Annotated in this window: 27 protein-coding genes and 3 pseudogenes; 12 read left to right on the top strand and 18 right to left on the bottom strand. The window is 70.7% G+C overall.

What is annotated here, in order from left to right; all coding sequences use genetic code 11:
* Nucleotides 1–207: 207 nt before the first annotated feature.
* Both AB0J55_RS01165 and AB0J55_RS01160 read right to left on the bottom strand, forming a co-directional pair.
* Complete coding sequence (locus tag AB0J55_RS01165) at nt 208–597, bottom strand: hypothetical protein (protein ID WP_364240980.1); 390 nt, start codon at nt 595–597, stop codon at nt 208–210.
* Between the two features lie 333 nt (nt 598–930).
* Nucleotides 931–1,110 carry a hypothetical protein gene (locus tag AB0J55_RS01160; protein ID WP_364240978.1) on the bottom strand — a complete coding sequence of 60 codons (180 nt, stop codon included), beginning with the start codon at nt 1,108–1,110 and terminating at the stop codon, nt 931–933.
* A gap of 17 nt (nt 1,111–1,127) precedes the next feature.
* Between AB0J55_RS01160 and AB0J55_RS01155 the strand changes: the two genes are divergently transcribed.
* Nucleotides 1,128–1,763, top strand: coding sequence for a hypothetical protein (locus tag AB0J55_RS01155; RefSeq protein ID WP_364240975.1), 636 nt, complete (start codon nt 1,128–1,130; stop codon nt 1,761–1,763).
* A 21-nt stretch (nt 1,764–1,784) separates the two neighbouring features.
* On the opposite strand, the gene AB0J55_RS01150 is transcribed toward AB0J55_RS01155, so the two are convergent.
* From AB0J55_RS01150 to AB0J55_RS01130, 5 genes are all read right to left on the bottom strand, one after another.
* Nucleotides 1,785–2,441: a phosphoribosyltransferase family protein gene (locus AB0J55_RS01150; RefSeq protein WP_364240973.1), complete on the bottom strand. Its 657-nt coding sequence runs from the start codon at nt 2,439–2,441 to the stop codon at nt 1,785–1,787.
* 121 nt (nt 2,442–2,562) lie between these two features.
* Complete coding sequence (locus AB0J55_RS01145) at nt 2,563–3,309, bottom strand: GAF and ANTAR domain-containing protein (protein WP_364243363.1); 747 nt, start codon at nt 3,307–3,309, stop codon at nt 2,563–2,565.
* A gap of 30 nt (nt 3,310–3,339) precedes the next feature.
* Nucleotides 3,340–4,077 (bottom strand): GAF domain-containing protein, encoded by a 738-nt coding sequence (locus tag AB0J55_RS01140; RefSeq protein WP_364240970.1) that lies wholly within the window; start codon nt 4,075–4,077, stop codon nt 3,340–3,342.
* Between the two features lie 240 nt (nt 4,078–4,317).
* Nucleotides 4,318–4,929: a hypothetical protein gene (locus tag AB0J55_RS01135; RefSeq protein ID WP_364240968.1), complete on the bottom strand. Its 612-nt coding sequence runs from the start codon at nt 4,927–4,929 to the stop codon at nt 4,318–4,320.
* A 94-nt stretch (nt 4,930–5,023) separates the two neighbouring features.
* Nucleotides 5,024–6,049, bottom strand: a complete 1,026-nt coding sequence (locus AB0J55_RS01130; RefSeq protein ID WP_364240965.1) for an acyl-CoA desaturase — start codon at nt 6,047–6,049, stop codon at nt 5,024–5,026.
* A 591-nt stretch (nt 6,050–6,640) separates the two neighbouring features.
* Here AB0J55_RS01130 and AB0J55_RS01125 point away from each other — a divergent pair.
* Together AB0J55_RS01125 and AB0J55_RS01120 are read left to right on the top strand one after the other, a co-directional pair.
* On the top strand, nt 6,641–7,750 hold the full coding sequence (locus AB0J55_RS01125; protein ID WP_364240962.1) for an AI-2E family transporter: 1,110 nt from the start codon (nt 6,641–6,643) through the stop codon (nt 7,748–7,750).
* Nucleotides 7,751–7,913: 163 nt separating this feature from the next.
* On the top strand, nt 7,914–9,455 hold the full coding sequence (locus AB0J55_RS01120) for a radical SAM protein (RefSeq protein WP_364240959.1): 1,542 nt from the start codon (nt 7,914–7,916) through the stop codon (nt 9,453–9,455).
* A gap of 53 nt (nt 9,456–9,508) precedes the next feature.
* Here the strand turns inward: AB0J55_RS01120 and AB0J55_RS01115 are convergent, their stop codons facing one another.
* On the bottom strand, nt 9,509–10,471 hold the full coding sequence (locus AB0J55_RS01115) for a hypothetical protein (protein ID WP_364240956.1): 963 nt from the start codon (nt 10,469–10,471) through the stop codon (nt 9,509–9,511).
* 267 nt (nt 10,472–10,738) lie between these two features.
* On the bottom strand, nt 10,739–10,927 hold the full coding sequence (locus AB0J55_RS01110) for a hypothetical protein (protein ID WP_364240953.1): 189 nt from the start codon (nt 10,925–10,927) through the stop codon (nt 10,739–10,741).
* Nucleotides 10,928–11,165: 238 nt separating this feature from the next.
* Between AB0J55_RS01110 and AB0J55_RS01105 the strand changes: the two are divergent.
* Together AB0J55_RS01105 and AB0J55_RS01100 are read left to right on the top strand one after the other, a co-directional pair.
* A pseudogene (locus AB0J55_RS01105) lies at nt 11,166–11,306 on the top strand (acyl-CoA desaturase); the annotation flags it as partial.
* A gap of 229 nt (nt 11,307–11,535) precedes the next feature.
* Complete coding sequence (locus tag AB0J55_RS01100; protein WP_364240951.1) at nt 11,536–11,763, top strand: hypothetical protein; 228 nt, start codon at nt 11,536–11,538, stop codon at nt 11,761–11,763.
* Nucleotides 11,764–11,907: 144 nt separating this feature from the next.
* On the opposite strand, the gene AB0J55_RS01095 is transcribed toward AB0J55_RS01100, so the two are convergent.
* Both AB0J55_RS01095 and AB0J55_RS01090 read right to left on the bottom strand, forming a co-directional pair.
* Nucleotides 11,908–12,600 (bottom strand): ATP-binding protein, encoded by a 693-nt coding sequence (locus tag AB0J55_RS01095; protein WP_364240948.1) that lies wholly within the window; start codon nt 12,598–12,600, stop codon nt 11,908–11,910.
* Between the two features lie 87 nt (nt 12,601–12,687).
* On the bottom strand, nt 12,688–13,446 hold the full coding sequence (locus AB0J55_RS01090; RefSeq protein ID WP_364240945.1) for an ATP-binding protein: 759 nt from the start codon (nt 13,444–13,446) through the stop codon (nt 12,688–12,690).
* Nucleotides 13,447–14,185: 739 nt separating this feature from the next.
* Here AB0J55_RS01090 and AB0J55_RS01085 point away from each other — a divergent pair.
* Both AB0J55_RS01085 and AB0J55_RS01080 read left to right on the top strand, forming a co-directional pair.
* Complete coding sequence (locus tag AB0J55_RS01085) at nt 14,186–14,452, top strand: cutinase family protein (RefSeq protein WP_364243360.1); 267 nt, start codon at nt 14,186–14,188, stop codon at nt 14,450–14,452.
* A gap of 510 nt (nt 14,453–14,962) precedes the next feature.
* Nucleotides 14,963–16,660, top strand: coding sequence for a ricin-type beta-trefoil lectin domain protein (locus tag AB0J55_RS01080; RefSeq protein WP_364240942.1), 1,698 nt, complete (start codon nt 14,963–14,965; stop codon nt 16,658–16,660).
* Nucleotides 16,661–16,833: 173 nt separating this feature from the next.
* Here the strand turns inward: AB0J55_RS01080 and AB0J55_RS01075 are convergent.
* Nucleotides 16,834–17,130, bottom strand: a pseudogene (locus AB0J55_RS01075) (AAA family ATPase); the annotation flags it as partial.
* Between AB0J55_RS01075 and AB0J55_RS01070 the strand changes: the two are divergent.
* Both AB0J55_RS01070 and AB0J55_RS01065 read left to right on the top strand, forming a co-directional pair.
* Nucleotides 17,059–17,781: an iron-containing alcohol dehydrogenase gene (locus AB0J55_RS01070; RefSeq protein WP_364243357.1), complete on the top strand. Its 723-nt coding sequence runs from the start codon at nt 17,059–17,061 to the stop codon at nt 17,779–17,781. The pseudogene AB0J55_RS01075 and the gene AB0J55_RS01070 overlap by 72 nt on opposite strands.
* Nucleotides 17,782–17,794: 13 nt before the next feature.
* Entirely contained in the window at nt 17,795–18,403 is a 609-nt protein-coding gene (locus AB0J55_RS01065; RefSeq protein ID WP_364240939.1) for a YetF domain-containing protein, read from the top strand.
* Here AB0J55_RS01065 and AB0J55_RS01060 read toward each other — a convergent pair.
* The 4 genes from AB0J55_RS01060 to AB0J55_RS01045 all read right to left on the bottom strand — a co-directional run bounded on the left by AB0J55_RS01060 (nt 18,375) and on the right by AB0J55_RS01045 (nt 21,087).
* Nucleotides 18,375–18,809 (bottom strand): carboxymuconolactone decarboxylase family protein, encoded by a 435-nt coding sequence (locus AB0J55_RS01060; protein WP_364240936.1) that lies wholly within the window; start codon nt 18,807–18,809, stop codon nt 18,375–18,377. The genes AB0J55_RS01065 and AB0J55_RS01060 overlap by 29 nt on opposite strands.
* Before the next feature lie 23 nt (nt 18,810–18,832).
* Nucleotides 18,833–19,333: a cupin domain-containing protein gene (locus tag AB0J55_RS01055; RefSeq protein WP_364240933.1), complete on the bottom strand. Its 501-nt coding sequence runs from the start codon at nt 19,331–19,333 to the stop codon at nt 18,833–18,835.
* Nucleotides 19,334–19,445: 112 nt separating this feature from the next.
* A complete protein-coding gene (gene sigJ / locus AB0J55_RS01050; protein WP_364240930.1) occupies nt 19,446–20,336 on the bottom strand; it encodes an RNA polymerase sigma factor SigJ in 891 nt (296 codons plus the stop codon).
* 112 nt (nt 20,337–20,448) lie between these two features.
* On the bottom strand, nt 20,449–21,087 hold the full coding sequence (locus AB0J55_RS01045) for an HD domain-containing protein (RefSeq protein WP_364240927.1): 639 nt from the start codon (nt 21,085–21,087) through the stop codon (nt 20,449–20,451).
* Nucleotides 21,088–21,093: 6 nt separating this feature from the next.
* Here AB0J55_RS01045 and AB0J55_RS01040 point away from each other — a divergent pair.
* Nucleotides 21,094–21,522 (top strand): annotated as a pseudogene (locus tag AB0J55_RS01040) (hypothetical protein); the annotation flags it as partial.
* Nucleotides 21,523–21,646: 124 nt separating this feature from the next.
* Nucleotides 21,647–22,021: a helix-turn-helix domain-containing protein gene (locus AB0J55_RS01035; RefSeq protein WP_364240924.1), complete on the top strand. Its 375-nt coding sequence runs from the start codon at nt 21,647–21,649 to the stop codon at nt 22,019–22,021.
* Here AB0J55_RS01035 and AB0J55_RS01030 read toward each other — a convergent pair.
* Nucleotides 21,991–22,590: a TetR/AcrR family transcriptional regulator gene (locus tag AB0J55_RS01030; RefSeq protein WP_364240921.1), complete on the bottom strand. Its 600-nt coding sequence runs from the start codon at nt 22,588–22,590 to the stop codon at nt 21,991–21,993. The genes AB0J55_RS01035 and AB0J55_RS01030 overlap by 31 nt on opposite strands.
* 56 nt (nt 22,591–22,646) lie before the next feature.
* Here AB0J55_RS01030 and AB0J55_RS01025 point away from each other — a divergent pair, with 56 nt between their 5' ends.
* The gene (locus AB0J55_RS01025; RefSeq protein WP_364240918.1) at nt 22,647–23,498 is read left to right on the top strand and encodes an SDR family NAD(P)-dependent oxidoreductase; all 852 of its coding nucleotides are present in this window, start codon (nt 22,647–22,649) and stop codon (nt 23,496–23,498) included.
* Between the two features lie 226 nt (nt 23,499–23,724).
* Here the strand turns inward: AB0J55_RS01025 and AB0J55_RS01020 are convergent, their stop codons facing one another.
* Nucleotides 23,725–24,486: an Ltp family lipoprotein gene (locus tag AB0J55_RS01020; protein ID WP_364240915.1), complete on the bottom strand. Its 762-nt coding sequence runs from the start codon at nt 24,484–24,486 to the stop codon at nt 23,725–23,727.
* Nucleotides 24,487–24,977: the final 491 nt, after the last annotated feature.

The following is a 24,977-nucleotide window of genomic DNA, read 5'->3' as shown; positions in this document are numbered from 1 at the left end:
GCCACGGCCTCGGCCGACCCGCCCACCCCGACCACGATCGGCCGCGGTGTGCCGGTGCCGTGCGACATGCGGTGATCCCGGGGTGCAGCTGGACGGCCGTCGTCCGGCGACCGCTCCCCCACCCGAGCCCGCGGACGACATCGCAGCTACGGCCGGACGTCACCGTCGCTCAGGACCTCGGGCAGCCCGACGGCACGAGCCGGACACCTACCGCGCCGGATGGTCGCCGGGTTCCGGGGCGGGCAGTTCGACGATCACGGCGCGATCCCGGTCGTCGTCGTTGTCTGCCGCGGGAGCGGGTTCGCCCGGCGGCCGGGCGTCGATGATGTCCGCCGCCCGCACCAGTCTCAGCGGTGTGTCCGGGGCAGCGCAGAAGGGCCGGACCGGCACCCAGGTGGTGCCGGTGTGCTCGTCGCGCAGGCTGGGGCCGGCGATCGTGCCGATCCGCTCCTGACCCGCCCGCGGCCCGGCTGCGCCGGGCCCCGTCCGGTTCCGGCGACCGCGGTACCGGACCTGCCACCCGGGTGGGTAGCCACCGCCGTGCCTGGCCGGCCAGCTCCGGTCCGCGCCGGCTTCGGTGCCCTCGCCCGTGCCCATGGCGCCACCCCGCTCACTCGAATGTCCCATCGGACGCCGGGGTCCAGGGCGCGGCTTCCAGCCTAGACCGCGCCGGGGTGCGAAGTCCTCAGCCAGCCGGGTGATCTCCGCATGATCGTCCTATGAGGACGGACGGCGGCCGATGGCGGGGGCGCCACCGGCAGCACCAGCCGGGTGGTTCGGCCCGGCGAGACGTTGGCGCTGCCGATCAGGGCGGCTGAAGTCGAGGCGATGCCCCGGACCTCGACCACGCTGACCACGAGCCCGCCGCGGTGCAGCCGGCCAGGGTGCCACCGGATCCCCGCCTTGGTAGCAACGGCCGAGGCGTAGCCGTCAGTCGCCGCCTTCGCCGTGGGACTCCGGTGGTGTCGCGTCGGCGAGGCGGGCGTGCAGCCGCTCTCGGATCTCGTCCGGGGTGTAGGCCCGCCTCCGGCGCTCCTCGCGCGCGATCACCACCCCGGTCGCGGCCACCCCGACGAGCCCGGCCAGTCCCACTGTCTTCCACCAGCGCATCGACCTAGGCTACTGCCGTGCCGGACACCGAGCTCGACCTCGACGAAGCCGTGGCTGCGACGCGCACGGGCGACCTGTGGTTGTTCCGGGGCCGGTCCGCGGCCGACCGCACGATCCGCGTCGTGACGAACAGCCCGGTCAACCACGTCGGCATGGCCGTGGTGATCGAAGATCTCCCGCCCCTGATGTGGCACGCGGAGCTGGGGCGAGCCCTGCCGGACGTCTGGTCCGGGACCCACCAGCGGGGCGCCCAGCTGCACGACCTGCGCCGGGCCGTGCTCGTCTGGACCGGGAAATACCACCAGCAGGCCTGGCTGCGCCAGCTCGACCACCCCGTCACCGGGCAGATGGAGGACGCCGTCCTGCGCACGATCGCGCGGCTGGACGGCACGCCGTTCCCCTCGACCGCGCGCCTGGCGTCGCACTGGCTCGGCGGCCGGCTGCCCCGCCGCCAGCGTGACACCCGGGAAACCGGCCTCGAGACCGGCTACTGCGCGGAGATCGTCGCGCTGACCTACGAAGCCATGGGCCTGCTGCCCCGCAACCGCCGGCCGAACTGGTACGACGCGGGCCGTTTCTGGAGCGGTGACCACCTCGAGCTGGCCGGTGGCGCCGCGCTGGGCGACGAAATCGCCGTGCGCGTCCCGAGCTGACTCATCGATCCACTGTGGACGTCAGCGGCGGGCTTCGTCCGGCCGGCGGGGGTCACGGTGCAGCAGTTCGAGTGCCTCGGTGCCGGCGACCGCGGCGAACTTCCGGTAGCTGTTGCGCACCTCGTGCAGCCAGGGCACCGGGCGCAGGCAGACGAACTGGTCCACCTCGCGGGCGAGCCGGTCGGCGACGTCGGCCTGGGCGACCGGGACCGCCAGCACGACCCGGCGGACCTGGCGGGCCCGCAGGACGCGGATCGCCGTGTGCGCGGTCGTGCCCGTGGCGGCGCCGTCGTCGGCGAGGACCACCGTGCGGCCGGCGATCGGCACCGGCGCCACCGTGCCCCGGTAGACGGTGACCTGCCGGGCCAGTGCGGCTCGTGCCCCGTCGGCGAGCCGGGTGAGTTCGCCCGGCGAGATGTCGAACCGGCGGATGGCGTCGTGGTCCCAGACGAGCAGGCCGCCCTCGCCGACGGCGCCGAGCGTCGTCGGCGGCGGCCCGGCGGCCTCGATCCGGCTGGTGAGCAGGATGTCCAGCGGGGCGCCGAGGACGTCGGCGATCTCGCCGGCCACCACCAGGCCGCCCTCGGACAAGCCGAGGACCACCGCCCGGTCACCGCGCAGCGAGCGCAACCGCAGGGCCAGCCGCTCGCCGGCTTCCCGGCGATCACGGAACCGCATGGGAACTCCCTGCTGCCGTAAGCCGGTCGGTGCGTTTCGAACACACGGCACCGCGTCCGGGGGCCGCAGGCCGCCGGTCACCGCGGCGCGGACCGATTCGCCAGGTCCACCTGAGGACGGATCAGGGCGAGTGGCTCGTCGCCGCCGGAGCCAGCACGACCGCGGGGGCGAGTTCGCGATCGGCCAAGGCGCGGGCCACGTCGCTGAGGCGGAGGTTGTTGCGGCGGGCGTAGCCGCGCAACGTGGTGAAGGCCGCTTCCATGCTCAGCCGTCCGGTGATGGCGAGGACGCCTTTCGCCTGCTCGATGATCACCCTGCTGGTCAGCGCGGTTTGCAGCTGCTCCGAGAGGACTTCGCCCTGGCGGACGGCCCGTTCGTGGAGGATGCCGATCGTCGCGGTGTCCGCCAGGCCCTGCGCGAGCGCGACGTCCTCGGCATTGAGCTTGCCCGGTGCGTTGCCGAAGAGGTTCAGCGCCCCGATGGTCTGCTTGCGCAGCCGGAGGGGCAGGGCGTGCACCGACGCGAACCCGTCCCTGGCCGCCTCGGCGGCGAACCGCGGCCACCGCGCGGCCTGCGCGGCGATGTCGGCCACCAGCACCGGGGTGCTGGTGAGGAAACACTCGATACACGGGCCTTCGTCGATGTCGAGCTGGAACAGCTCCAGCAGCCGCGCCTGCTCGGTGGAGGAGGCCAGCAGCTGCAGGCCGCCCCGCTCGTCGACCAGCGTGAGCCCGGCCGCGGCGACGTCGAGCAGCGCGACACACTGCTGCACCAGCGTGTGCAGCAGGTCGGCGACGTCGTAGTCGTCGACCAGGGTGTCGGCCAGTGCGACGAACGCGCGGGTCACCTGTCGTTCACGGTCGGCCATGCCCACCATCTCCCGCTCCATCAGCTGCCTTCATGGTGTATCCCCACCGAACTCCTCGTCCAACCGCAGCCGCCCGGCCACAACGTCACCCGCGACCTCGAGCAAGGGACGGCCGTGCCCGAACGCATACGCCCGCAGCCGCGCCAACGCGGCCGACGCGGGCAGATCGAGGTGGGCGATCAGCATCCCGGTGGCCTGGTGCACCTCCCGGAACCGCATCCCGGCGCTCTCCAGCCACCGCCCGTCACCGTCGAGCCACCGGCCACCCCCGGCCCGCAAGCCCGACAGGGCGAGCGCGGCGACGTCGGCCACCCGCAACGCCGTCGACAGTTCACCCGGGCTCAGCGAACCCGGCGTCGAACGGTAGGTGTCGAGGGTCGCCACCCGGACCGCGCCGATCTGCACCGGGAACGTGAACAACGCGGCCACGGGCTGCGTCGCGGCCTCGGCCGCGAACACCGGCCACGCCGCCGGCGGTTCGGCGACCAGATCCGGCACCAGGACCGGCCCGCCGTTGACGTACGCCTCGAAGCACGGCCCTTCCCCCAAGGAGAACTGCAGCTCCGCCAGCGCCGTGCTCACCGGGTCACTCGCGTAGACGATCTCGCGGTGCCCGGCTTCGACCATCACCGACACCGCCGCACCGTCCACCGGCAGCAGGTGCACGCACGCCCGGCACACCCGGCCGACGACGTCGACCCCGTTGCCGCCACCACCCTCGTCCAGTGCGGCCCGCACGCTCGCGCGCAGAACCTCGATCTCAGCCACCGCGAGCCCACGAACCGCGAGCTTGGCATTCCCACATCCGGTCCCCTTCGAGTCGGTGTTCGTGATCGCCACACCAACTCGGACAGACCGGGTCCGGATCAGCGCCGCCACCGCGGCTGCGTCCACCCATCGTACCCACGCACTCATCAGGGCACCGGGGATGCGGCGATGTGCCGCCGAAACGTGGTCGGCGCGCGGTGGCGGCCGCCGTCGACTGCTGCCACGAGGCGGTCCTCTCGGTCAGTTCCGGGTGGTCAGGTACGGACTCGGATCGCCGCCGGCCGTCGGGTCGCTGTCGAGCCAGCGGAGGAACCCGCGGCGGTCCCGTCGTTCGATTTCGTCGAGGAAGTCCTGGCGGCGCTGGACGACGAGCCGGCGCGCCCGCTCGTCGGTGGCGAGGAGCAGCAGGAAGTAGCTGCGCCGCCAAGCCACGCACAACTCCTCGGTCGCCAAGTCGGCCACCCGGCGAGGGGACGCGGACCGCGGAACCGAAGCGCGGTGCGGCTCGGACGAGGCTCTGTGCGGCGCGGGCCGGTGATGGTAACCGGCCCAGACCCCGCCGACCACGAGCAGCACGAGGACGGTCGCGGTGAGGCCACCGCCCACCGTGGTCAGCAGGCCGGCGACGACCAGGCAAGCCGTCACGAACGCCGCCGCGGCGGCCGCGCCCGAGGGCAGATCCGGTCCGCTCGCCACAGCCCGCCCGCGCGGGAACCGCGGAGCGCCGAAAGCGACGAGAACACCCGCCCCGGCTCCGAGCAGGACCCAGCCGAGCAGGACGTCCCCCGGCAGCCTCAGGGCACCGATCGTGGCCAGGACGCAGACCGGAACGGCCAGACCGAACACCGCCACGCGTCCCACTGTCGTGCGCCTCACCGTCCGGGCCCGGCGCCGACCGGGTGGCCGGCGCCGGGGACAACCAGGAACGCCGGGGTCCGGGGCGTCTTCACAGTGTAGACCTCGGGGTTCGAGGACGCGGGTCGCACTGTCCAGCCGCGCCCGCAGCCGTCCTCGGTCCGCGGTGGGCGGGTTGGTAGCCGGGGTTGAGCCTGCGGTCGAGGCGGCCGGGTTTGGGCCAGTGGACGTCGGTGGCCCAGCCGAGCTTCTCGAACAGCCGGATCAGCCGGGCGGACATGTCGAGCTGGCCGCGGCGGACGCCGTGGCGGGCGCCGGTGGGATCGGCGTGGTGGGAGTTGTGCCAGGACTCGCCCATCGAGGCGATGGCCAACGGCCAGAAGTTCGCGGACTTGTCCCGAGCGGCATAAGGCCGGTCACCGATCAGGTGACACAGCGAGTTCACCGACCAGGTGACGTGGTGCAACACCGCCACCCGCACCAGGCTCGCCCAGAAGAACGCGGTCAGCGCACCCCACCAGGACATCGTCACCAGCCCGCCGATCAGCGCCGGAGCGAGCAGGGTCACCACCGTGAGCGCGGGGAACCAGCGGTCGATCCGGACGATGTCCCGGTCGCCGAGCAGATCGGGCGCGAACCGCTGCGCGTTGGTCTTCTCCCGCTCGAACAACCAGCCCATGTGCGCGTGCCAGAAACCCTTCGCGAGCGCGGCCGCAGTGGTGCCGTAGCGCCAGGGCGAGTGCGGGTCGCCGTCGCGGTCGGCGTAGGCGTGGTGCCGGCGGTGGTCGGCGACCCAGCCGATGACCGGGCCCTGCATGGCCATGCTTCCGGTGACGGCGAGCGCGAGCCGCAGGCCGCGGTTCGCCTTGAACGCGCCGTGGGTGAAATACCGGTGGAACCCGATCGTCACCCCGAGCCCGGTCAGGAAGTAGAACCCGACCGTCAGGGCGACGTCGGTCCAGCCGAGGCCCCACCCCCACGCGAACGGCACCGCCGCGGCCAAAGCCAGCAACGGCACCACCGCGAACAACTTGACCAGAAAGGTCTCGGTGCGGGACTTCTCCCCCGCCAGCATCGGCTCCGCCGCTTTCGGCGGCCGTTCCAGCGTACGTGTCATTTCGATCGCTCTTTCCGCTGACGTACCTGCCGCCAGGGTCCGGGGCGATCAAGTGGGGAGTAGCCCGCCGACGGCGGCCTAAACCCCGGGACACGAGTGCCAGAACTGTCCTCCACCCGCATAGCGACAACGAACGTACTGCCGCGATGGTTCCAGCGTCATCGCGCACCAACGCGGCGGCGACCTCGTGCCCGCCCCGCGCGCGGTCGCGCAGTTCGTCACCGACACCGCCGCCGGGCGCCCCCCGGCCAGGAGCGTCTTCGCCCGGCGGCCACCACGACCCGCCGGGTGCCGGCCGAGCGGCTGAGTCCTTACGTCCATCACCCACGCTGACGGCCACCGCCGGGTACGTCGGCCCGGACCGAACCGGCGCCGGAGCCCGCACCGGGGTACGGTCGAAGGCACAGCGACGACTGCCCGGACCCTGCTCTCGCGACGACCCGGCAGCGTGGCCGGATCGGCCACCCATCGCCAGGAGCAGCCTCGTCATGACCCCCGCGAAATCCCTGATCGACACCCACCCGTTCACCGACCGTGGCCGCTCCGCGGCACGCGAGCGCTGACCCGGTGCGGGTATCCGAGTCTTCTCCGGTGCCGTACGGGCTCCGCGTTGCGGCGGCCGTTTCCTGGCGCCTGCTGGTCGTGGCGGCAGCGCTGGCGGTGCTGGGCTTCCTGGCCACCAAGCTCGCGTCGGTGCTCGTCCCGGTCGCGGTGGCGCTGTTGCTCGCCGGTCTGTTCTCCCCGGCTGTTTCCTGGCTGGCGGGCAAGAAGGTCCCTCGCGGACTGGCGACCGCGATCGTGCTGGTCATCGGGATCGCACTGGCCGGCGCCGTGGTGACGTTCGTGGTCATCACCGTCACCGTGGGCATGCCCGGGCTGATCGACCAGGTCACCGCGAGCCTGACCGACCTGCACACCTGGCTGCGCACCGGCCCCCTGCACCTGAGCCAGGGCCAGCTCGACGAGATGGTCGGCAACCTGACCGCCATGCTCGGCCGGAACAAGTCGGCGATCGCCTCGGGTGCCCTCACCACCGCCGTCACCGTTGGCGAACTGCTCGCCGAAGCCCTGCTCGTGGTGTTCTGCCTGATCTTCTTCCTCGCCCAGGGAAACCCGATCTGGGCGTTCGTCCTGCGAGCCGTGCCGGCCCGCCTGCGCGAACGCGTCGACGTCGCCGGGCGCAGCGGGTTCACCACCTTGGCGCACTACATCCGCGGCACGGCGGCCGTCGCATTCGTCGACGCCGCCGGCATCGGCCTCGGCCTGGTGATCATCGGGGTCCCGCTGGCGGCGCCGCTGAGCACGCTCGTCTTCCTCGGCGCGTTCGTGCCCGTCATCGGGTCGGTGATCGCCGGCGCGATCGCCGTCCTCGTGGCCTTGGTGGCCAACGGCGTGTGGGCGGCCGTCATCGTGCTCGCCGTCGTGGTCGGCGTGATGCAGGTCGAAAGCCATGTCCTGCAACCACTTCTGCTCGGGCGGGCGGTCCGGCTGCACCCCCTGGCCGTCGTCCTCGCCCTCGCCATCGGGCTCGTCGCCGCCGGCATCGTGGGTGCCTTGCTCGCGGTTCCGCTGCTCGCCGTCTTCAGCTCGGGCGTGCGGAGCCTGGGAGCACAGCGGGGGAACCCCTCGCCCGGGCGCTCAGCACCTCGGGCTTCCCCTCTCGAGCTGGAAGACCGCGCCCCGGACCCCGGCGAACCGTGACGGTGCACCGCGAGCGAAGCCGCGGCGCAGTGCACCGGAACCGGCTCGGGGTATAGTCGCCGTTGATCGCCGCGTTCGCCCCAGTCCCCGGTGACGTCGCCATCAGCTTCACGCTGATCGTCGTTTCCGGCCGGCCCGGCCGGCCACCCGAGAGGACCACGCGGTGCGAATCGGAATCCTCGACATCCTCGGACCGCCGGCCCGGCGCCCGGTGGACCTCGGCTACCAGCTGTTGATCACCAAGCAGTACGCAAGCATCACCCCGCAGGCCATTTCGGTGTGGTGCCGCCGGAACGGGCACGAGACCTTCTACGCCACCTACTACGGCCTCGGCCGGCCGCACCGCTTGCTGCCCGCCGACCTGGACGTGGTGTTCATCTCCTGCTACACGCAGGTCAGCCACCTCGCCTACGCACTGGCCAAGCTCTACCGCCGGGCCGGAGTCCGCACGGTGATCGGCGGCCCGCACGCCAAGGCGTTCCCGGTGGACTGCCTGCGTTTCTTCGACCTGGTCGTCCGCGAATGCGATCCGGAGCTGGTCGCCGACATCCTGTCGGGGCAGTTCGACCCGGGAGTCGTGATCTCGGCCGCCCGGCCGTTCGACGACGTGCCGACGGTCGAGGAGCGGATGCCCGAAATCCGCGCGTCGGCCTTCTTCTGGGGACGCAAGCCGCTGCTGCTGTCGGCGGTGCCCATGCTCGCGAGCATGGGCTGCCCGTACCGGTGCGACTTCTGCATCGACTGGAGCAGCACCTACCGCCCGCTCCCGGCCGACCGGCTCCAAGCCGACCTGCGCTACCTCGCCCGGCACCTGCCCGGCAGGCTCATCGTGTTCCACGACCCCAACTTCGCGGTGAAGTTCGACGACGTCTTCGAGACGCTGGAGGCCCAGCCACCCGGGCAACGACCGCCGTACATCATCGAAAGCTCGCTCACCGTGCTGCGCGGTGACCGGCCGCGGCGGCTGAAGGAAACGAACTGCGCCATGGTCGCGCCGGGCGTCGAGTCGTGGACCGGCTACTCGAACAAAGCCGGTGTCGGCCGGACCGGCGGCACCGCGAAGGTCGAGCGCGTCGCCGCGCACTTCGCCCAGCTGGCCGAAAACGTGCCCTACCTGCAGGCGAACTTCATGTTCGGACTCGACTCCGACGAGGGCGACGAACCGGTCGAGCTGACCAAGCGGTTCATGGACCTGGCCCCGTTCGCCTTTCCGACGATCAACATCCCGGTGCCCTTCGGCGGCACCCCGCTGCACGAAGAACTCACCGCGGCCGGACGGATCCTCGCCGCCATGCCGTTCAGCTTCTACTACGCGCCCTACCTGGTGACGACCATCAAGAACTACGATCCGATCACCTATTACGAAAAGCTCGTCGAGCTCTACTCGCACGCCGCAGCACCGGCAATGCTGGACCGGCGGTTGCGGACCACCTCGCACCGCGTCATCAAATACGTCCACCGGGCCCGCACCGCAAGTTTCCGCTCCGACATCACGAGCTTCCGCCGCATCCTGGAAATGCTGCGCTCGGACCCGGCGTTCCTGGCTTTCCACGAAGGCCGGACCACCACACTGCCGGCGTTCTACCGCCGGACCAGCGAACGCATGCTGGGCCGCTACGCCGAACTGCTCTCCCCGGCCGACCGGACGCCGGACCTGTCGCCGGCCGATCCCCCGCGTCACCACCTCACCATCGAGAAGCGGTAGCCACGGGAACGGCGTGCCGATCCCGCGATGACGGCGCAGTCCTTTGTGGATCGTCAAGGCGGCCCCGGTTCGCGGCGGAACGACCTGACGCGTTCGAGCAGCTGCCGGGCGTCCGGTTCCGGTAGCCGGTCGCGAACGACGGTTTCGAGGGAAGCCAGCCGGTCCTTCGGCCGGGCGGAGCGAAGGGACCGAGCCGTGCGGATGGCCTCGGCGACGACCCTGTCGGCCTCGTCCAGGTCGTTCTGCATTGCGTGCCCGAGCGCCAGCAGGATCTGCGTCAAAGCCCGGCTCCTGGCCATCTCGGGTCCGTAGCCGGCAACGGCCCCGGCCAGGAAGGAAATCGCCGCACGGGCGTGGGATGCGTCCACCGAACGAGCCAGTTCGACGTGCACGGTGCCGCACATGGCGGCCAGATCGTTCGCGTCGAAGAACGCCGCCCACGGGGGCGATGGGCCGGTCACTGCGGCGAAGTCGTCCTCCGCCCGGCCGAGCTCTGTCAAGGCCGGGGCTGCCTGGCCCCGCATCGCGTGCGCCCACGCCTGGTTGGCGTGGAGAATGGCTTGCGCGTGCCGCGAGCCGGCCCGCCGGGCGACGGCCTGGCCACGGCCGAACTCGGCGAACGCACGGGCGGTGTCCAGGTGGTGCAGGTTCAGCCGGCCGGTCCGGTAGCAGATGTTGGCCACGAGATCGCCGTCGTCCGCTGCCGCCGCCAGCTCACCGGCGACCGCGAAGTGCCGGCGGGCCTGCGCGACCCGTCCGGTGTCGAACTCCGTCCAGGCCAGCAGGTTGTACAAGTCCCCCAGGTCCCGGCCCAGTCGCCGGACCAGCCGAGCCGGCACCGTTCCGTTGCGCAGCAGGACGGTCCACGAACCGATGGCCCGCAACGCCCGCCGGCACGATTCACCGCCGAGACGGTAGTCGAGCGAGCGAAACGCGCTCACCGCCGCCTCCAACCCCTCGACGTCGGCGAGTTCCACCCGCACCGGAAGCCGTTCACCGTCCGCGATGGTCACCATCGGAGCACTCCCGGTTGGCGGCGAGTTGTCCTGAACCACCGGGGGCCGGAGTGGCGGGGAAACCGGTTCCACCGGCATTCCCGGAATCCGACGTTAGGCTTTTCGCGCATCCGGGCACACCGCCGAGTGGGGCATCCCGTTGGCGGCAGCCGGATCGCACGTGAACCGGCAAGTGCAGCAGAGCTTGCGTATCCGCTGTCCTGGCGGGGAATTCCGACGCGGTCGCGAATGTCCAGAGTAGATCGACGGTCGAGGCCGCACCGGATTTCACCCCGGGGGCGGCGGCGTGCCGGGGAGCCCGTCGGCGGGTTCGAGTCCGAGCACTGCAAGCAGCAGCGCACAGTCCTCGGCGTCGTTCGCCGCCGAGGCCACCAGCCGGGCACCGCGGAAGCGCTGATCACGGGTGAGCGCGACCGGGTCCGAGCTGGGCTCTTCGGACTGCCGTACGCGCCTCACCGCCGCACCGGCTCGGACCGGGCGACGGAACTTCGGCACCTCTGAGCGGTCATCGGCTCTCCACCGGCGTCCGCCGCATCCGGTGTCGGCGCCTGCCGGATCCACCAGCATAGCGCGGCAACCTCGCCTGCGGGCGGCGAACGCCGTGCCGGACGTCACCCGGGACCACCCGTACTTCGCGGACCGGCAGACCTGGGCTGAGCCCTCCACCGGCCCCGGAGCGGCCGACGCCGACTACATCCACAAAGTCGTTGCGGTGCAACGCTTACCCGAAGCCATTGGCCGCATACCGTTGTTCGCCGGGTGGTTCCCGCCCGCATGGCTGGGCGGGGTGGCGGCGCCGGCGTTGTCGAAGATCCTCGACAACATGGAGATCGGCCAGGTCGTCCGGAAGGCCTCCCGCCTGGCTCTGCCACCGGTGGCGCTGAGCCGCCTTGCCGCCGGCGGCGCCCGTCGTCCACGAGGCCGCGGCACACCACCGACAACCGGGTCACCCGGCTGGCAGTGACGGCGCCGCCCGGTCCTGCGTAGGCTGGGTGGCCGCCCCGGACCCCGGCGAGACTCGTCCCGAACGCCGAACGAACCGGGAGTGCGCAGTGGGATCACCGATGGACGACCTCGACGACGAGTACCCGGTGGGCTGGGTGCTCACCTACCGGCGACGCCGCACGCCCGGCCCGCCGGTCGGCAGTTGCGCGACCGGCGTGGTGCTCGGTTCGCCGGTGCGCGATCCGCGCACCGGGACCGGCCGGATCCCGCTCGCACCGCCCGGCAGCACCGGTGCCCCGGCGGTCTGGGTGGCGGAAGAGGACATCATCGGCATCACCCCGAGGTGAGCCACTCCGCTCGCGGGGCGGGACTTCGTGCACCCCGGCCCGGACGACCAGCCGGAGGCCGAGGCCCGGTTCGGTGCGGCTGAGCCGCTCGTGCAGCACTCCCCACCCATCCGGCGATCGACGTCGGACCGGGGATCTGGTGCGTCAGCTCCGGTCCGGGGAGACGGCGAGCGTCGCCCAGACGACCTTGCCGCCCGACCACCGGCGGCTGCTCCCCCAGGTCGCCGCGGTGCCCGCGACGATGCTCAGTCCGATTCCGGGGGCACGCAGATGCGGTCGTTCGAGGAGGACGGCAGGGCGAGCATTCTCGTCGGCCACGGCGATGGTGAACAGGTCCTGGCGGAGGTCGAGGTGCAGCTCGGGAGACGAGGTGGTGTGCTGGAGCGCGTTGCCGAGGAGTTCGTTCACGATCAGGACGGCGTCGGCGAACAGCTCGGGCACTCCCCAGTCCGTCGTCCGGTCGCGAAGGAACGCGCCGGCCAGCTTGGTCGCGTCCTCGGTTCGCGGGAATTTCCGGTGCGCCCTTCGGCGGGCGAGGACTTCTTGCCGGCGTTCCGCGGCCTCGACGTCGTCGTGGACCGCGACTGACCGATCGAAGCCTCGGCGGCGGAAAGCCTGCAAGTGGATTTCCTGCCGGGTGATCAGGGTCAGCGGAATGCCCGGCCAGTGGGCGATCCGGCGGGCAACCCGGGGAAACACGGCGACGGGGGACAGCTCCCCGATGATCAGCCCGTCGATGTCCGCGATCAGCGCGGGCGGTCCGTCGGCGGCCACTTTCAGCAGGCCGTCACGCAGGAAGGCGTATCCGGACAGGTCGAGCTCGCCGGTAACGGTCACCAAGGCACTGGCGGACCGGGGCGCGAAAACCAGGGTGACACCGCGGGCTAGCACGGCGGGGATTCGGCCTTCGGCGGCGCCGCGACGTCACTCGCCGGCATTGCGGTACCGGGATCGGCGCGGCAGCAGCACGGCCCAGACCACCTTGCCCCCGGCCCACGACCGCCGGCACCCCCAGGCACGCGTGCTCTGGGCCACCAGCCGGAGCCCGAGACCGTGCTCAGTGGGGGGCTCGAGCAGCACGGCCTCGTGCGAGTCATCGTCGGCCACCGCGATGATGAAGGTGCCCGGGCGCAGCTCCAGCCGCAGCCGAGGGCGCGATGTGGTGTGCCGGATGGTGTTCTCCACCAGCTCGGTCACCACCAAACAGGCGTCTTCGGCAAGGTCCTGCACGTTCCACTGCTCGCAGACCCGGCCGACGAACGCCCGGGCGACCGACGATGCGTCGGGCGACGCGGCCAGTAGTTGCAGAGCCCGTCGGCGGGGTGGGCGGTCGCGTGTCCGTTCGGCCGCGGGAACGTCGGTGTGGCTCGGCACGAACCGGTCCGTGGCCTGCCTCGCCAGCCAGGCCACGTGGTCCGGGTGGTCGGTCACCACCGCGAACGGTATTCGCGGCCAGTCGTCGATCCTCGCCGCGATCGCGGTGAAGACGGCCATCAGGGTCGTGTCGTCGATCCGCAGGTCGCGGATGTCGGCGATGACGCTCACCGGAGCGTCGGTGGCCACCTTGAGCACCCCGTCGCGCAACTCCGCGCAGTTGTCCGAGGTCAAAGTGCCGGTCAAGGTCGCCACCGTCGATTCCGCCCGGTGGTCGGGCACCAGGTGCAGGCCGTTTTCGCTGTTCATCTGCCTGCCTCGCGCTGAAGGGATGGCAAGGTACCGGACCCCGGGTTCGCCGCTCGCGGCAGCACGGGCGGCTTCGAATCCTGACGCGGCGACGACAAAGCGCGCCGGCACACCATTGTTCGCGGAACGTGCCACCGCACGGGCTCCGAGCCGCCGATCTCCGCGGGCGCTACCGCCGCGCGCCTCATCTGCCGGGTGGCGGACGTTCGGCCGCCGGCCCCGGAAGTGTCGAGGTGCTCATGAGTCCTCCGCCGATGCCTGACCATTGTTGGCCGTACCGCCGGGGTCCGGAGCGGGACGCGTGTGCCGACGGCCGACCAGGGGTCAGCGCCGCCGATTCAACCCAGTGTAGCCCTGGAGCCGGCACCCCGGCCACCAGCCAGCCGATCACCACCAGCGCCGGAACCAGCCACCGGCGGGCCCGGGTGCCGCTGCCCGGATCGACCCCGGATCGGACCGCCATCGACACAACCACCTCCGGTGTTTCCCCTGCGGAACACCTAGGTGGTGGCCGGTGGCGCCGGACAAGGGCGGACACCGGGAAAGCGCCGGAATTGAGTGTCCACAACAGACTTTCTGTCACCGGGGAACAGCCGCCCGGCGGTTGCCCCGGAGGTCCCTTGCCCGGCCGGGACACCGGTGCAACGCTCACCTCCGCCCGGCGGCCCGACTCTGCCGGGCCTTCCCCTCGCCATCGAGGTTCTCCTTTCCGAGCAAAGGTGCTGATTGCCCATGAGCTCTGTCTTCGGCAGCGCAGCCCGGCTGCTCACCGTCTGCACCACGGTCGTTCTCGCCGGAATCGGCATCGTCATCGCCGCACCGGCCGCCTCCGCCGCCCATCCGGTCGGACGGCCGGAGCGTCACGGGCACGTACGAGAGCCGCACCAAGGACTACTGCGCCGACGGCGACACGATCTGCCAGTTCCTCGGCACGAATCCCCCGGCCCACTTCAGCTACGGCAGCAACGCCGCCGACGCGGCCGAATTCGTGGCCGGCAAGGTCTGACCGCCGGTCCCTCGTGGACTCACGCCCACGTCCGCCGCCCCGGGCCCGACCGGTGGGCGCGCGGGCGCGGGCGGACTCCCGCCGGTCAGCGGTGAACAGCCGCGCGCGTGGTCGGTTCGCTCGATCTACCTCAGCGTCCGCGAAAATACGAGCCGATGCAGTCGTGCGGAGGCCTGGCAGTCAACGCTTCTTCCGTGCTGAGTGTCAGCGCTAATGAAATTTACCTGGCGTCGAACCATCGTCGAACAGATCGAAAGGGACGACGTAACCGCAGATAGAGGCAGTGCTGAAGCCCTAAACGAGGGCTCGGTCCCGAACGATGGTTCACCCGGATTGCCGCATACTCCCTTGCGGAGACGCTCTTGTGAGCGTGAACATCGAGTGCCACACTGTCTCCGCCGAAGCCTGGGCCGCTGACGGAAGCCGCCGCGTCACAGCCCGCCGGGGATTTGTCGAACCCGGAATTCCGGAGCGTCGGGCAGCGCTGTGCCCGGCCGTGCGGCAGCACGGATGGCAGCCGGAAAGCCGTACGCACAAAGGAGTGAGATCAGGGTGACAGCAACACGACTTCCCCGTCCTCGCAGGGCGGCAACGCTGTTGGCGGCAGGCGTGCTGCTGTCCGCGATGGCGACGGTACTGCACACGTCGTCCGCGCAGGCGTTGGACAACGGCGTGGCACGCACGCCGCCGATGGGCTGGAACTCGTGGAACACGTTCGGCTGCAACATCAGCGAAGCGTTGATCAGGCAGATGACCGATGCGATGGTCAACTCCGGCATGCGTGACGCGGGCTACCAGTACGTCGTGGTGGACGACTGCTGGATGAACCCGAACCGGGACTCGGCGGGCAACCTCCAAGGCGACCCGAGCCGGTTCCCCAGCGGCATGAAGGCGCTCGGCGACTACATCCACGGCAAGGGCCTCAAGTTCGGGATCTACCAGGCACCGTTGGCCGAGACGTGCGCCCAGTACTTCAACTCCTACCCCGGTTCGACCGGGGCGCTGGGCCACGAGGAGCAGGACGCCCGCCAGTTCGCGGCCTGGGGCGTGGACTACCTCAAGTACGACTGGTGCTCGCCCAGCGGCACGATCGACGACCAGGTGCGCACGTTCGCCAAGATGCGCGACGCGCTGCGCGCCGCCGGCCGCCCGATCGTCTACAGCATCAACTCCAACAGCGTCCACGACAAGACCGGGCCCCGGCGCAACTGGGGAGACGTGGCGAACATGTGGCGCACCACCGAGGACATCACCAACAAGTGGGACACCGGGCAGGCCAACGGCTACCCGATGGGCATCCAGAACATCGTCAACGTCACCGTGCCCCTGGCGTCCTACGCCAAGCCCGGCGGGTTCAACGACCCGGACATGATGGAAGTCGGGCGCGGCGGCATGAACGACACCGAGATGCGCAGCCACTTCGCCCTGTGGGCCGTCATGGCCTCGCCCCTCATCGCGGGCAACGACCCGCGCAACATGGACGCCGCCACGTCGACCATCCTGAAGAACGCGAACCTCATCGCCATCAACCAGGACAGCCTCGGCCTGCAGGCCAGGCAGGTCTCCAACGACGGCACCCGGCGCGTCCTGGCCAAGCCGCTGGCCGACGGCAACGTCGCGGTCGCCCTGTTCAACCAGGGCGGCGGCACGACCACCGTCTCGACCACGGCGAGCGCGATCGGCCTGTCGGGCAGCTCGTTCACGCTGCGCGACGCCTGGACCAACGGCACGACCACCACGTCCGGCGCCATCTCGGCCAGCGTCCCGGCGCACGGCACCGCGGTGTACGTCGTCAGCGGTGGCGGGGGCCCCGCGCCCACGTCGTTCTCCTTGGTGAGCCAGAGTTCCGGCCGCTGCCTGGACATCCCCGGCAGCACGCCGACCAACGGCGCGCTGGCCCAGATCTGGGACTGCACCAGCCAGGCCAACCAGCGCTTCACCACGACCGCGGCCGGTGAGCTGCGCCCCTACGACGGCGCGAAGTGCCTGGACGTCTCCAACCAGGGCACGGCCAACGGCACCGCCGTGACGTTGTGGGACTGCAACAGCCAGGGCAACCAGCAGTTCCGCCTCAACTCCGACGGCAGCGTGACGGCGGTGGCGTCGGGCAAGTGCCTGGACGTCAACGGCGGCGCCACCGCCAACGGGACGAAGGTCATCATCTGGGACTGCCACGGCGGCACCAACCAGAGGTGGACCCGCACCTGATCCCCGGGCGGCGACCGCGAACTCAGCGGTCGCCGCCGACCGGACCGCCGTTTCCTACGTCGCCGCCAACGCCAACCGCACACTGCCGGCCGGAATCGGAGTGATTCGACTGCGGTTTCGTCGCGCCGCAGCAGGACGATGGCGTCGAGCCGGGTCACCGCGGCGATGTGCGAGCTGTGTGTGGTCACCACCAGCCCGGTCTCACTCCGGAGCAAGTAGCCGAACAGCCGGCGTTGCAGGACTGGGTGCACGTGGGCTTCCGGCTCCTCGACGGCCAGCACCGTGGCGACGACCGCGTCGGTGGCACGCCGGGACTGCAGCCGTTCCAGCAGCAGGCCGAGGTAGGTCACGTTGGCGTTGCCGGTGGAGGTGTCGGCGACGCTGCGTGAGCGGTTGGGATCGACGTAGAGCCGGATCGACCGCAGCAGGCGGGCTGGCGCGCTGGAAGCCAAGCCGAGGGTCGGGATCACGTCGAGCTGCGGTCGTCGCCGCCGATCCTGCCCGAAACGGTGATCTACGACGTGGAGCTCTCCCGCGGGCTGCCCGTGCCGATCGCGGTCACCAGCGCGGTCAACGCGCTCGCCCACGCGGTGGAGGCGCTGTATTCGGCCCAGGCCAACCCGATCGTCGACGGCTGGGCCTTCGCCGCGATCTCCGGCATCGGGACCGGACTGCGCCGCCTCCCCGATGAGCCGACCGACCTCGAGGTGCGGTCGGATCTGCTCCGGGGAGCGTGGCTGGCCGGGATGTGCCTGGCCTCGGTGGGCATGGGCCTGCACCACAAGCTCTGCCACGTGCTGGGCGGCAGCTTCGGGCTGCCGCACGCGAGCACGCACCCCGTGGTTCTCCCGCACGTGATGAGCTACAACGCACCGGCCGTGCCGGAAGCGATGGAGCGGATCGGCCGGGCCCTGGACGCGCCCCACGCGCCTTCCGGCGTGTTCGACCTGATCGAGCGCGTGGACGGTCCGACGAGCCTGCGCGCGCTCGGCCTCGGCCTCGGCGATCTCGGTGAGGTGGCGGACCAGGTGACCGCCGCGCCGTACCCGAACCCGCAGCCGCTGACCCGGGAGGGAATCCTGGAACTGCTCACCGGAGCCTGGCACGGCGTTCGGCCGTGACGTGGAGGTGCCCGTGCCCACACTGGCCGAAATCCGGTCGATCACCCCGGGAGGAGTGCTCGCGGTCGCGCTCACGACGGTCGTGATGTACGGGGTTTTCCTCGTGCTGGCGCGGGTCATGGGCCGGCGCAGCCTGACGGCGATGTCGGTCTACGACGCCGCCGCCGTCATGGCGTTCGGCGCGGTGCTCGGCCGGACGGCCCTCCTGAGCGTCCCGACGCCGGCCGGCGGTGTGGTCGCGATGGTGACTTTGTTCGTGCTGCAGCGGTTGTTCGCACTCGCGCGGAAGAGCCGCTGGTTCGGCCGGGCGCTGCGGCTGGAGCCGATTCTGCTCATGGAGGGTCCGCAGGTCCGCCACGCCGGCCTGTTGCACGCCCGGATCACCCCGGACGAACTGCGCCAGCACCTCCGGCTGGCCGGCATCACCCGCCTCGACGACGTCGCCTGGGTCGTCCTCGAGGCCGACGGCCGGGTGAGCGTGGCCCGGCGGGATGCCGCACCGGACCCCTTCCTGGTCGAAGACCTCGCCGGCTACGGCGGGCGAAAGCCTTTCGGACAGCCCGGATCCCCGGGCTGTCCGGAAGCCGGGGACGTCAGCCGGCGACGTGGTACCGGCTGGTGATGGCCACGCGGTTGAACGCGTTGATCACCGTGGTGAGCCACGCGACCGCCGAAATCTGGTCCGCGGTCAGCACGGACGCGGCGTCGGCGTAGTCCTCGTCGCCGACGTGCCCGTCCGACACGTTGGTGATGGCCTCGGTCAAACGCAAGGCGGCCCGTTCGGTGTCGGAGAAGTAGCCCGTCTCCTCCCACGCGGGCAGCACGGCGATCCGGTCGGGGTTTTCTCCCTTCTTGAGGGCGTCACCGGTGTGCATGCGCAGGCAGAACGCGCAGCCGTTGATCTGGGAGGCGCGGATCCGCACCAGCTCGGTCAGGAGGGGGTCGAGACCCGCCGTGGTGGCGGCCTTCTCCGCTTCGGAGGAAAGGCCGATGAGTGCCTTGTAAGCAGCCGGGTGCTGTTTGTTCATGCTGACTCGTCGGGTGTTCGTCATCACATTCTCCGCTTTCTTGGATATCGCTGGTGGGCGTCGTCGACTTTGAGCTCGGCTCCGTTGTCGGCGACGAAGACGACCAGCAGCCTGGCCTGTTCCGTTGCGCTCGGGTTTTCCGTGAGGACGTGGTGGGCACCCGGCTGCTCGGTCCAGTTCTCCCCGGGGCGGAAAGTGCCGGCGGGTTTGTCGTCGACTTGGCTGCGCACAGTTCCTTCGAGGACGTAGGCGTAGACGAAAGCGCCGCCGTGCCGGTGCGGTGCCGCGTGCGCGCCGGGAGGGAAGGTGACGATCGCCGAGGTGAAGGTTTTTCCCTGCACGCCGGGAAGAGCCTGCTGGAGCAAGGGTTTCAGGGTCTCCGCGGGCGGCTGCGCCACCGGCGCGGTTGTCGGGGTCGTTGCCGAAGCGGGGTGGTCCGCGGCCGCGCAGGCCGTGACCGCGGTCACCGCGGCGACGGCCAGGACACCGCCGGCGATCCGCAATCCGGCCCTGGTGTATTTCATGACTTTCCTCACCGGGAGGGGAAATGCGCGAACGGGCCTGCTCGCGAGCGTTCCCTCGGCTCCCTTTTTCGTTCTCGTCAGGGAGACGAGGTAGCTCCTCCGGGTGTGACAGTCAGAGGTGAGAAAGTTTGTCCGGGTTGATGACCCGGCGGTACGCGGTGATCCGGCCGTCGGTGATCTGCACCGTGTCGACGGAGTAGATGCGACCGTGCCGGTAGCACACGAGGGAAAGCTCGCCACCCACTTCGAGGAGGTCGATGCGGTCCACCTGCCACTGGCGGCCCACTCGCACCATCACCTCGGCGATGCGCTCGCCGCCGTGGATGAGCTTGCGGGCCGCCGAGACCTTGCCGCCGCCGTCGGTGACGTAGACCGCGTCCGGGTCCAGGAGCCTGACCAGGCCGGCCAGGTCACCGGATTGGTAGGCGGCGCGGAAGGTCGCCAGCACCCGTTCGCGCTCCGCCTTCGGTGCCCGCGGAGCGGACTGCTTCGCCTTGGCCACCCGCCGCCGCGCCCGCGAGGCCAGCTGCCGGGCAGCGGGCACGGAGACGTCCAGCACTTCCGCGATCCGGCCGAAGTCCAACTCGAAGACGTCGTGCAGGACGAAGGCCACCCGCTCTGGCGGGGTCAGCTCCTCCATGACCAGCAGCATCGCGGCGCTGACGGACTCGTCGACGAGCACCGGCTCCGACGCGTCCGGTCCGGTCAGCAGCGGTTCCGGCAGCCAAGGCCCGACATAGGCCTCCCGGCGCACGCGAGCGCTCTTGAGGATGTCGTAGGACCGGCGCGCGGCCACCGTGACCAGCCAGGCCCGCAGGTCGTCCACTTCGCGGAGATCGGAACCGGCCGCCCGCAGCCACACGTCCTGGGCCACGTCCTCGGCGTCGGCCACGCTTCCCAGCAGCCGGTACGCCACACCGAAGACCGCGGGCCGATGCGTCTCCCACTCGGCACCGAGCCGGTCCCCCTGCCCGGCCTCCCGCGGCGCACGCTCGTCGTCCACGTGACCGCGACCTCCTCCGGCTTGCCGGCTCGTCGTACCTTTCCCCGATCGGATGCTTACCGGAAGATCCTTGGCGAAGCGAATCGGGGATACTCGAATCCCTTCCGGAGGGTCAGCTCGGCCACGGCGAGCCGGTGATGCGCTCGACCGTCGTCGTGCGCCGGAAGCCGGGAACGAAGTGTTCGAGGTAGTCGGAGTTCACGGTGCCGTTCGTGGTGTCGGGGCGGTTCTTCAGCCCTTCGACGGTGGTCCGCAGGAACTCGTTCTTGAAGTCCCCTCGCGGGTGGGCGGCGAGGATTCCGGCCAGCCGGCCGGGGTCCAGTTCGTCCAGGCCGAAGCCGAGCACGTCGGTCAGGACGCCGTAGTAGGTGACCGCGATCTCCGGGGCCATCCGGCCGGGGACGCCCGGGGTGGTGTGCAGGGCGATCGCCGTCCAGACCGTGTCGGCGGCGGTGGCCGGGAAACCGCGGTCCAGCATGAACTTCCGCGCGTGGTCGGCGCCGTCGACTTCGAAGCGCTGCTCGGCCTCGGAGAACGGGACCCCGAGGCCGACGTCGTGGAACATGGCCGCAAGGTAGAGCAGCTCCGGATCCGGCTGCACACCGAGCCGGTCCGCGTGCAGCAGGCCGAAGAAGAACACTCGCCGCGAGTGGTGGTAGATGAGTGGGCTGGTCGTTTCCAGGATGTGCGAAGTCACCTCGGCGACCGCCTGCGTATCCGGGATTTCCAGCTCTGCGATGACCTCTGACATGCTTCCATGCTGCTCGCCGGTCGTCGTGCGGCGCCGCCCTCGTCCGGCCAGGAACCCCTCGAATCCGGACCTGCTACGAATGACCTGTGCCCGTTCACCGTGTCGCGTTCCTCGTCTATGACGGGGTCACCCTGGTGGAACTCGCGGGTCCCGCGGAGTGTTCAAGGAGGTGAACCGCTTCGGCGCCGAGTACCGGGGCGTGCTGCTGTCGCCCACCGGCGCGGACGTGACGTTGAGCCTCGGGGCCCGGCGCGCGGTCGACGCCGCCGTCACGGCCGAATCGGCTCCGGGCACGTTCCTGGTGGCCGGCTCCCCGCCGCGGGCCTGCTCGACGGCAAACGCGCGACCACGCATTGGCAGGTCGCGCACGAACTCGCCACCAGGTGCCCGACCTGCCGCGTGGAGCCGGACGCGATCTACGTCCGCGACGGCGCCACCTACACGTCGGCGGGTGTGACGGCCGGCATCGACCTGGCGCTCGCCTTGGTCGAGGAGGACCACGGGCCCAGCCTGGCACGTGACGTCGCCCGCGCCCTGGTCGTGTACATGCAGCGAGCGGGTGGCCAGTCCCAGTTCTCGGCACCTCTGCGGGGGGACACCAACCCGCTCGCCGGCGCTGCGCACGATCACCGACCTGGTGACGGCGGACCCCGGCGGGGACCAGTCGCTCGGCGGGCTCGCCAAGCACCTCAACGTCAGGACCCGGCACCTCACCCGGCTCTTCCACGACGAGCTGGCCACGACTCCGGCCCGCTACGTCGAGAACATCCGGTTCGACCTGGCGAGGGCCCTGCTCGACCAGGGGCACACCGCGACGCAGGCCGCGACGCTCGCCGGCTTCCCCGGTTACGAAAGCCTGCGGCGGGTCTTCGCCAAGAAGCTGTCGATCAGCCCGGCCGCCTATCAGCGCCGGTTCGGCACAGCCCGTCGCTGACCGGCCAGCACCACGTCGATCAGTGACCGCGCGGTGGCCCGGAGCCGTTCCGGATCCTGGTAGACGCGTTCCATCACGACGATGCCGCGGGTCATCGTGACCAGCACCCGCGCCGCGTCGGCCGCGGGGAGCGCGAGCCGGGCGTCTTCGGCTGACAGCCGATCGCGGACGAGCTGTTCCAGACCGTCGAGCAGACGGCGCAACGCGGCGTTGATCCGTTCGCCGTCGGCTTTCGAGTCGATCGCCGTCTTGGTCGTCAGGCACCCGCGAGCGGGCTCGCCGGTGGTCATGGACGCGATCGTGAAGTCGAAGAACGCCCGGAGGGCACGGTCGATGTCCGGATCGGCGAGCACGCGGGCCGCCTCGGCGAGGAAGTCGCGGGCGTAGTCCTCGAACACCTGCAGGAACAGGGTTTCCTTGTCCTGGTAGGCGTTGTAGAGCGAGCCGCGCAGGACGCCCGAGGCGTTCGCGATGTCCTGGATGGACGTAGCGCCGTATCCCTTCGCCCAGAAGATGTCCCTCGCCAGCTCAAGGGTGCGCCGCTCGTCGAACTGCCGCTTGCCCGCCACGGCGTCAGCCTACCCCATCTTTGACAGGTCGATCAAAGATGAGCTACGTTCCAAACATGACAGCTGTGTCAAAGATGAGTCCTCCCCCGCTCGACCTGCGGGAACGCCGCATCCTGATCACCGGAGCCGGCAGCGGGATCGGCCGTGCCCTGGCCCTGGAACTGGCGTCCCGGCGGGGCGCGCTGGCGCTCGCCGGACGCCGGGCCGAGCCATTGGCCGAAACGGCGGCGCTGGCCGCCGAACGCGGCGGCACCGCGCACCCGATCACCGCTGACCTCACCGCCGACGGAGAGCCGGACCGCGTGGTCGCGGAAGCGGCCGAGGCGCTCGGCGGCCTCGACGTCCTGATCAACAACGCGGGGAACGTCCGGGCGGCACCCCTCGAGGACATCGACGTGGCGGACATCCGGGCCATGGTCGCCCTCAACCTGCTGGCCCCCGTCCTCACGACCCGGGCAGCGCTACCACACCTCCGCGCCGCGGGTGCGGCGCACGGGAACGCGGCCCTGGTCGGGATTTCCTCGGCCGCGGGCCTGGTCGGCACGCCGTTCTACGCGACGTACGCCGCCACGAAGGCCGGAGTCATGCGCTTCGGCGAAGCCCTGCGGCGCGAGTTGTACGGCACCGGCATCCACGTCGCCTCGGTCTACCCCGGCCCGGTCGACACGCCCATGATGGCCACGACCCGAGCCGGCGCGGACCTGGGCTACGGCCTGCGCCCCGTCGACGAGGTGGTCGCGGAGATCGTGGCCGGACTGGAGGAGCGCCGGATCGACATCAACACCCAGCTGCCCGAACGCCGGGCGATGCAGGAGCTCAACGCCCGGGATCCGCTCGCCGTCGACGCCGCCCTCGCGCCCAAGCTCGCCGAACTGCGGGCGGCCGTCAGCACCCACCGCAGCATCTGAACCACAGATTCCTTTGCCCGTTTCGCATTTCCGCGCGGTCATGGAAGACAACCCGGTCCACTTGTCGTCGCCGTTACCGGAGGCCTCCGCGAGGACCCCGCCCGCTACTTCCGGCTACGCATCAGGCGATGGTCAACGCGACGCGCCCCTCGGCGACGATCGGCGACCAATTCCGCGACAGGTCGTATGGGTGAGGAATCCGTTACTCCCGTTGGTTGCGGCGGATCTACTTGCAGGCTGCACTCTGGCCAGCCCCATAGGCGGCCTGAGCCTTCGTGAAGCCGTCACCCGCCGACGATGACAACTGCTGCTTCAACCCCGAGCAAGAGAACGACGTGAAGCTCAAGTAGTTCTCCGCCGACTTGACCGCCTGCGCGTTCCAGTCCACCGACAGGCTGTCGACAGCCTGGGTCGCCACATCTTTCGGGAACCCGTCGCCGGCCGACGAGGACAGCTGCCGGATCAGGCCGTTGCGCGAGAACGCGGTGAAGCTCAGGTAGTTCTGGGCGGAGGTGCGGGCCTGCTCGACCTGCGGCGGAAACTTGGGTGCTTCGCTCGTGGCGGGTGCCGGCGGCTCGACCGGAGCAGTGGCCGCGGCCGAAGCGGCGGCGTCGTTCAGGTTGGGGCTGGTGGTCTGAATGTGGTCGGGCGCGGCGACCGAGCTGGTCAGGGCAGCGGCGGGCATCCCGTTGGCGGCGTCGTTGACCGCCTTGCCGAAGGCCGCGGTCCAGAGCACGCAGATGACCAGCCCGATCGCCGACAGCACGACGGCGGTGATGGCCAGCCCCTTGTTGCTCGCCTGGCCCCGGTTGGCGCGCAGCGTCCCGACGATGCCGAAGATCAGCCCGAGGATCGTCAGCGGCCACGCGACGATCCCGATGATCGGGATGAACGCGAAGATCAACCCGATCAGGCCGAGCACGAATCCGGCCGTGCCGAGGCCGTTCTTGGGCTGGTTCGCCACCGGCATCGGCACCGACGGCGGCATGGGGGCGTAAGACACGGGGCTGCCTCTTTCAGTCCAGCGGCGACGCAACGGAACGCGTCACGCTCTGTGGCGTTCGTCGACATTCACATCCCGCGCGTAACAGCGCGCGAAAGCCACTTCCGGTCACGAAAAGGACTCAGCCGACGATGTTCACGATCATTTCCGCTGGTGACGGCGGCGAGCGACTGACTCACCAACGTTACCTAGGGTAATAAATTGAAACTTCAAGTTCACCCGTTAGGAGCAAGAGAAAACGTCGGACGTCGCCCCGAGCTGGGTTTCAACATGAGCGCTCACTGTCACTGGCTGGCGGCGAGCCTGCGAGACGACGACCCACCCTCACCTCCGGAGCTGCGGAAAACGCGTGCGTCGGGAGCGCCGCGGGCTAGATGACGCGCTGACCCGCTGATCGGATGAACCACTCAGAGCGCGCCGTCATGACCCAACGGCCGCGACATCCGTCCAGTCGTGATCCCACCGCACCCGCCCCC

Origin of the sequence: Amycolatopsis sp. NPDC049688 (genome assembly GCF_040674975.1) — a bacterium.
Classification (GTDB): Bacteria; Actinomycetota; Actinomycetes; order Mycobacteriales; family Pseudonocardiaceae; genus Amycolatopsis.
The sequence above is the reverse complement of the archived record's forward strand: the minus strand, read 5'-3'. Positions and strand labels throughout refer to the sequence as shown.

Excerpts from the sequence above, each read along its gene's own strand:
- AB0J55_RS01100 (WP_364240951.1), top strand. The coding sequence starts at position 11,536 with ATGGACGACCTCGACGACGAGTACCCGGTGGGCTGGGTGCTCACCTAC.
- AB0J55_RS01090 (WP_364240945.1), bottom strand. The coding sequence starts at position 13,446 with ATGAACAGCGAAAACGGCCTGCACCTGGTGCCCGACCACCGGGCGGAA.
- AB0J55_RS01165 (WP_364240980.1), bottom strand. The coding sequence starts at position 597 with ATGGGCACGGGCGAGGGCACCGAAGCCGGCGCGGACCGGAGCTGGCCG.
- AB0J55_RS01145 (WP_364243363.1), bottom strand. The coding sequence starts at position 3,309 with ATGGCCGACCGTGAACGACAGGTGACCCGCGCGTTCGTCGCACTGGCC.
- AB0J55_RS01045 (WP_364240927.1), bottom strand. The coding sequence starts at position 21,087 with ATGTCAGAGGTCATCGCAGAGCTGGAAATCCCGGATACGCAGGCGGTC.
- AB0J55_RS01080 (WP_364240942.1), top strand. The coding sequence starts at position 14,963 with ATGGCAGCCGGAAAGCCGTACGCACAAAGGAGTGAGATCAGGGTGACA.
- AB0J55_RS01130 (WP_364240965.1), bottom strand. The coding sequence starts at position 6,049 with ATGACACGTACGCTGGAACGGCCGCCGAAAGCGGCGGAGCCGATGCTG.
- AB0J55_RS01020 (WP_364240915.1), bottom strand. The coding sequence starts at position 24,486 with ATGCCGCCGTCGGTGCCGATGCCGGTGGCGAACCAGCCCAAGAACGGC.
- AB0J55_RS01150 (WP_364240973.1), bottom strand. The coding sequence starts at position 2,441 with ATGCGGTTCCGTGATCGCCGGGAAGCCGGCGAGCGGCTGGCCCTGCGG.
- AB0J55_RS01115 (WP_364240956.1), bottom strand. The coding sequence starts at position 10,471 with ATGGTGACCATCGCGGACGGTGAACGGCTTCCGGTGCGGGTGGAACTC.
- AB0J55_RS01160 (WP_364240978.1), bottom strand. The coding sequence starts at position 1,110 with ATGCGCTGGTGGAAGACAGTGGGACTGGCCGGGCTCGTCGGGGTGGCC.
- AB0J55_RS01055 (WP_364240933.1), bottom strand. The coding sequence starts at position 19,333 with ATGAAATACACCAGGGCCGGATTGCGGATCGCCGGCGGTGTCCTGGCC.
- AB0J55_RS01060 (WP_364240936.1), bottom strand. The coding sequence starts at position 18,809 with ATGAACAAACAGCACCCGGCTGCTTACAAGGCACTCATCGGCCTTTCC.
- AB0J55_RS01025 (WP_364240918.1), top strand. The coding sequence starts at position 22,647 with ATGACAGCTGTGTCAAAGATGAGTCCTCCCCCGCTCGACCTGCGGGAA.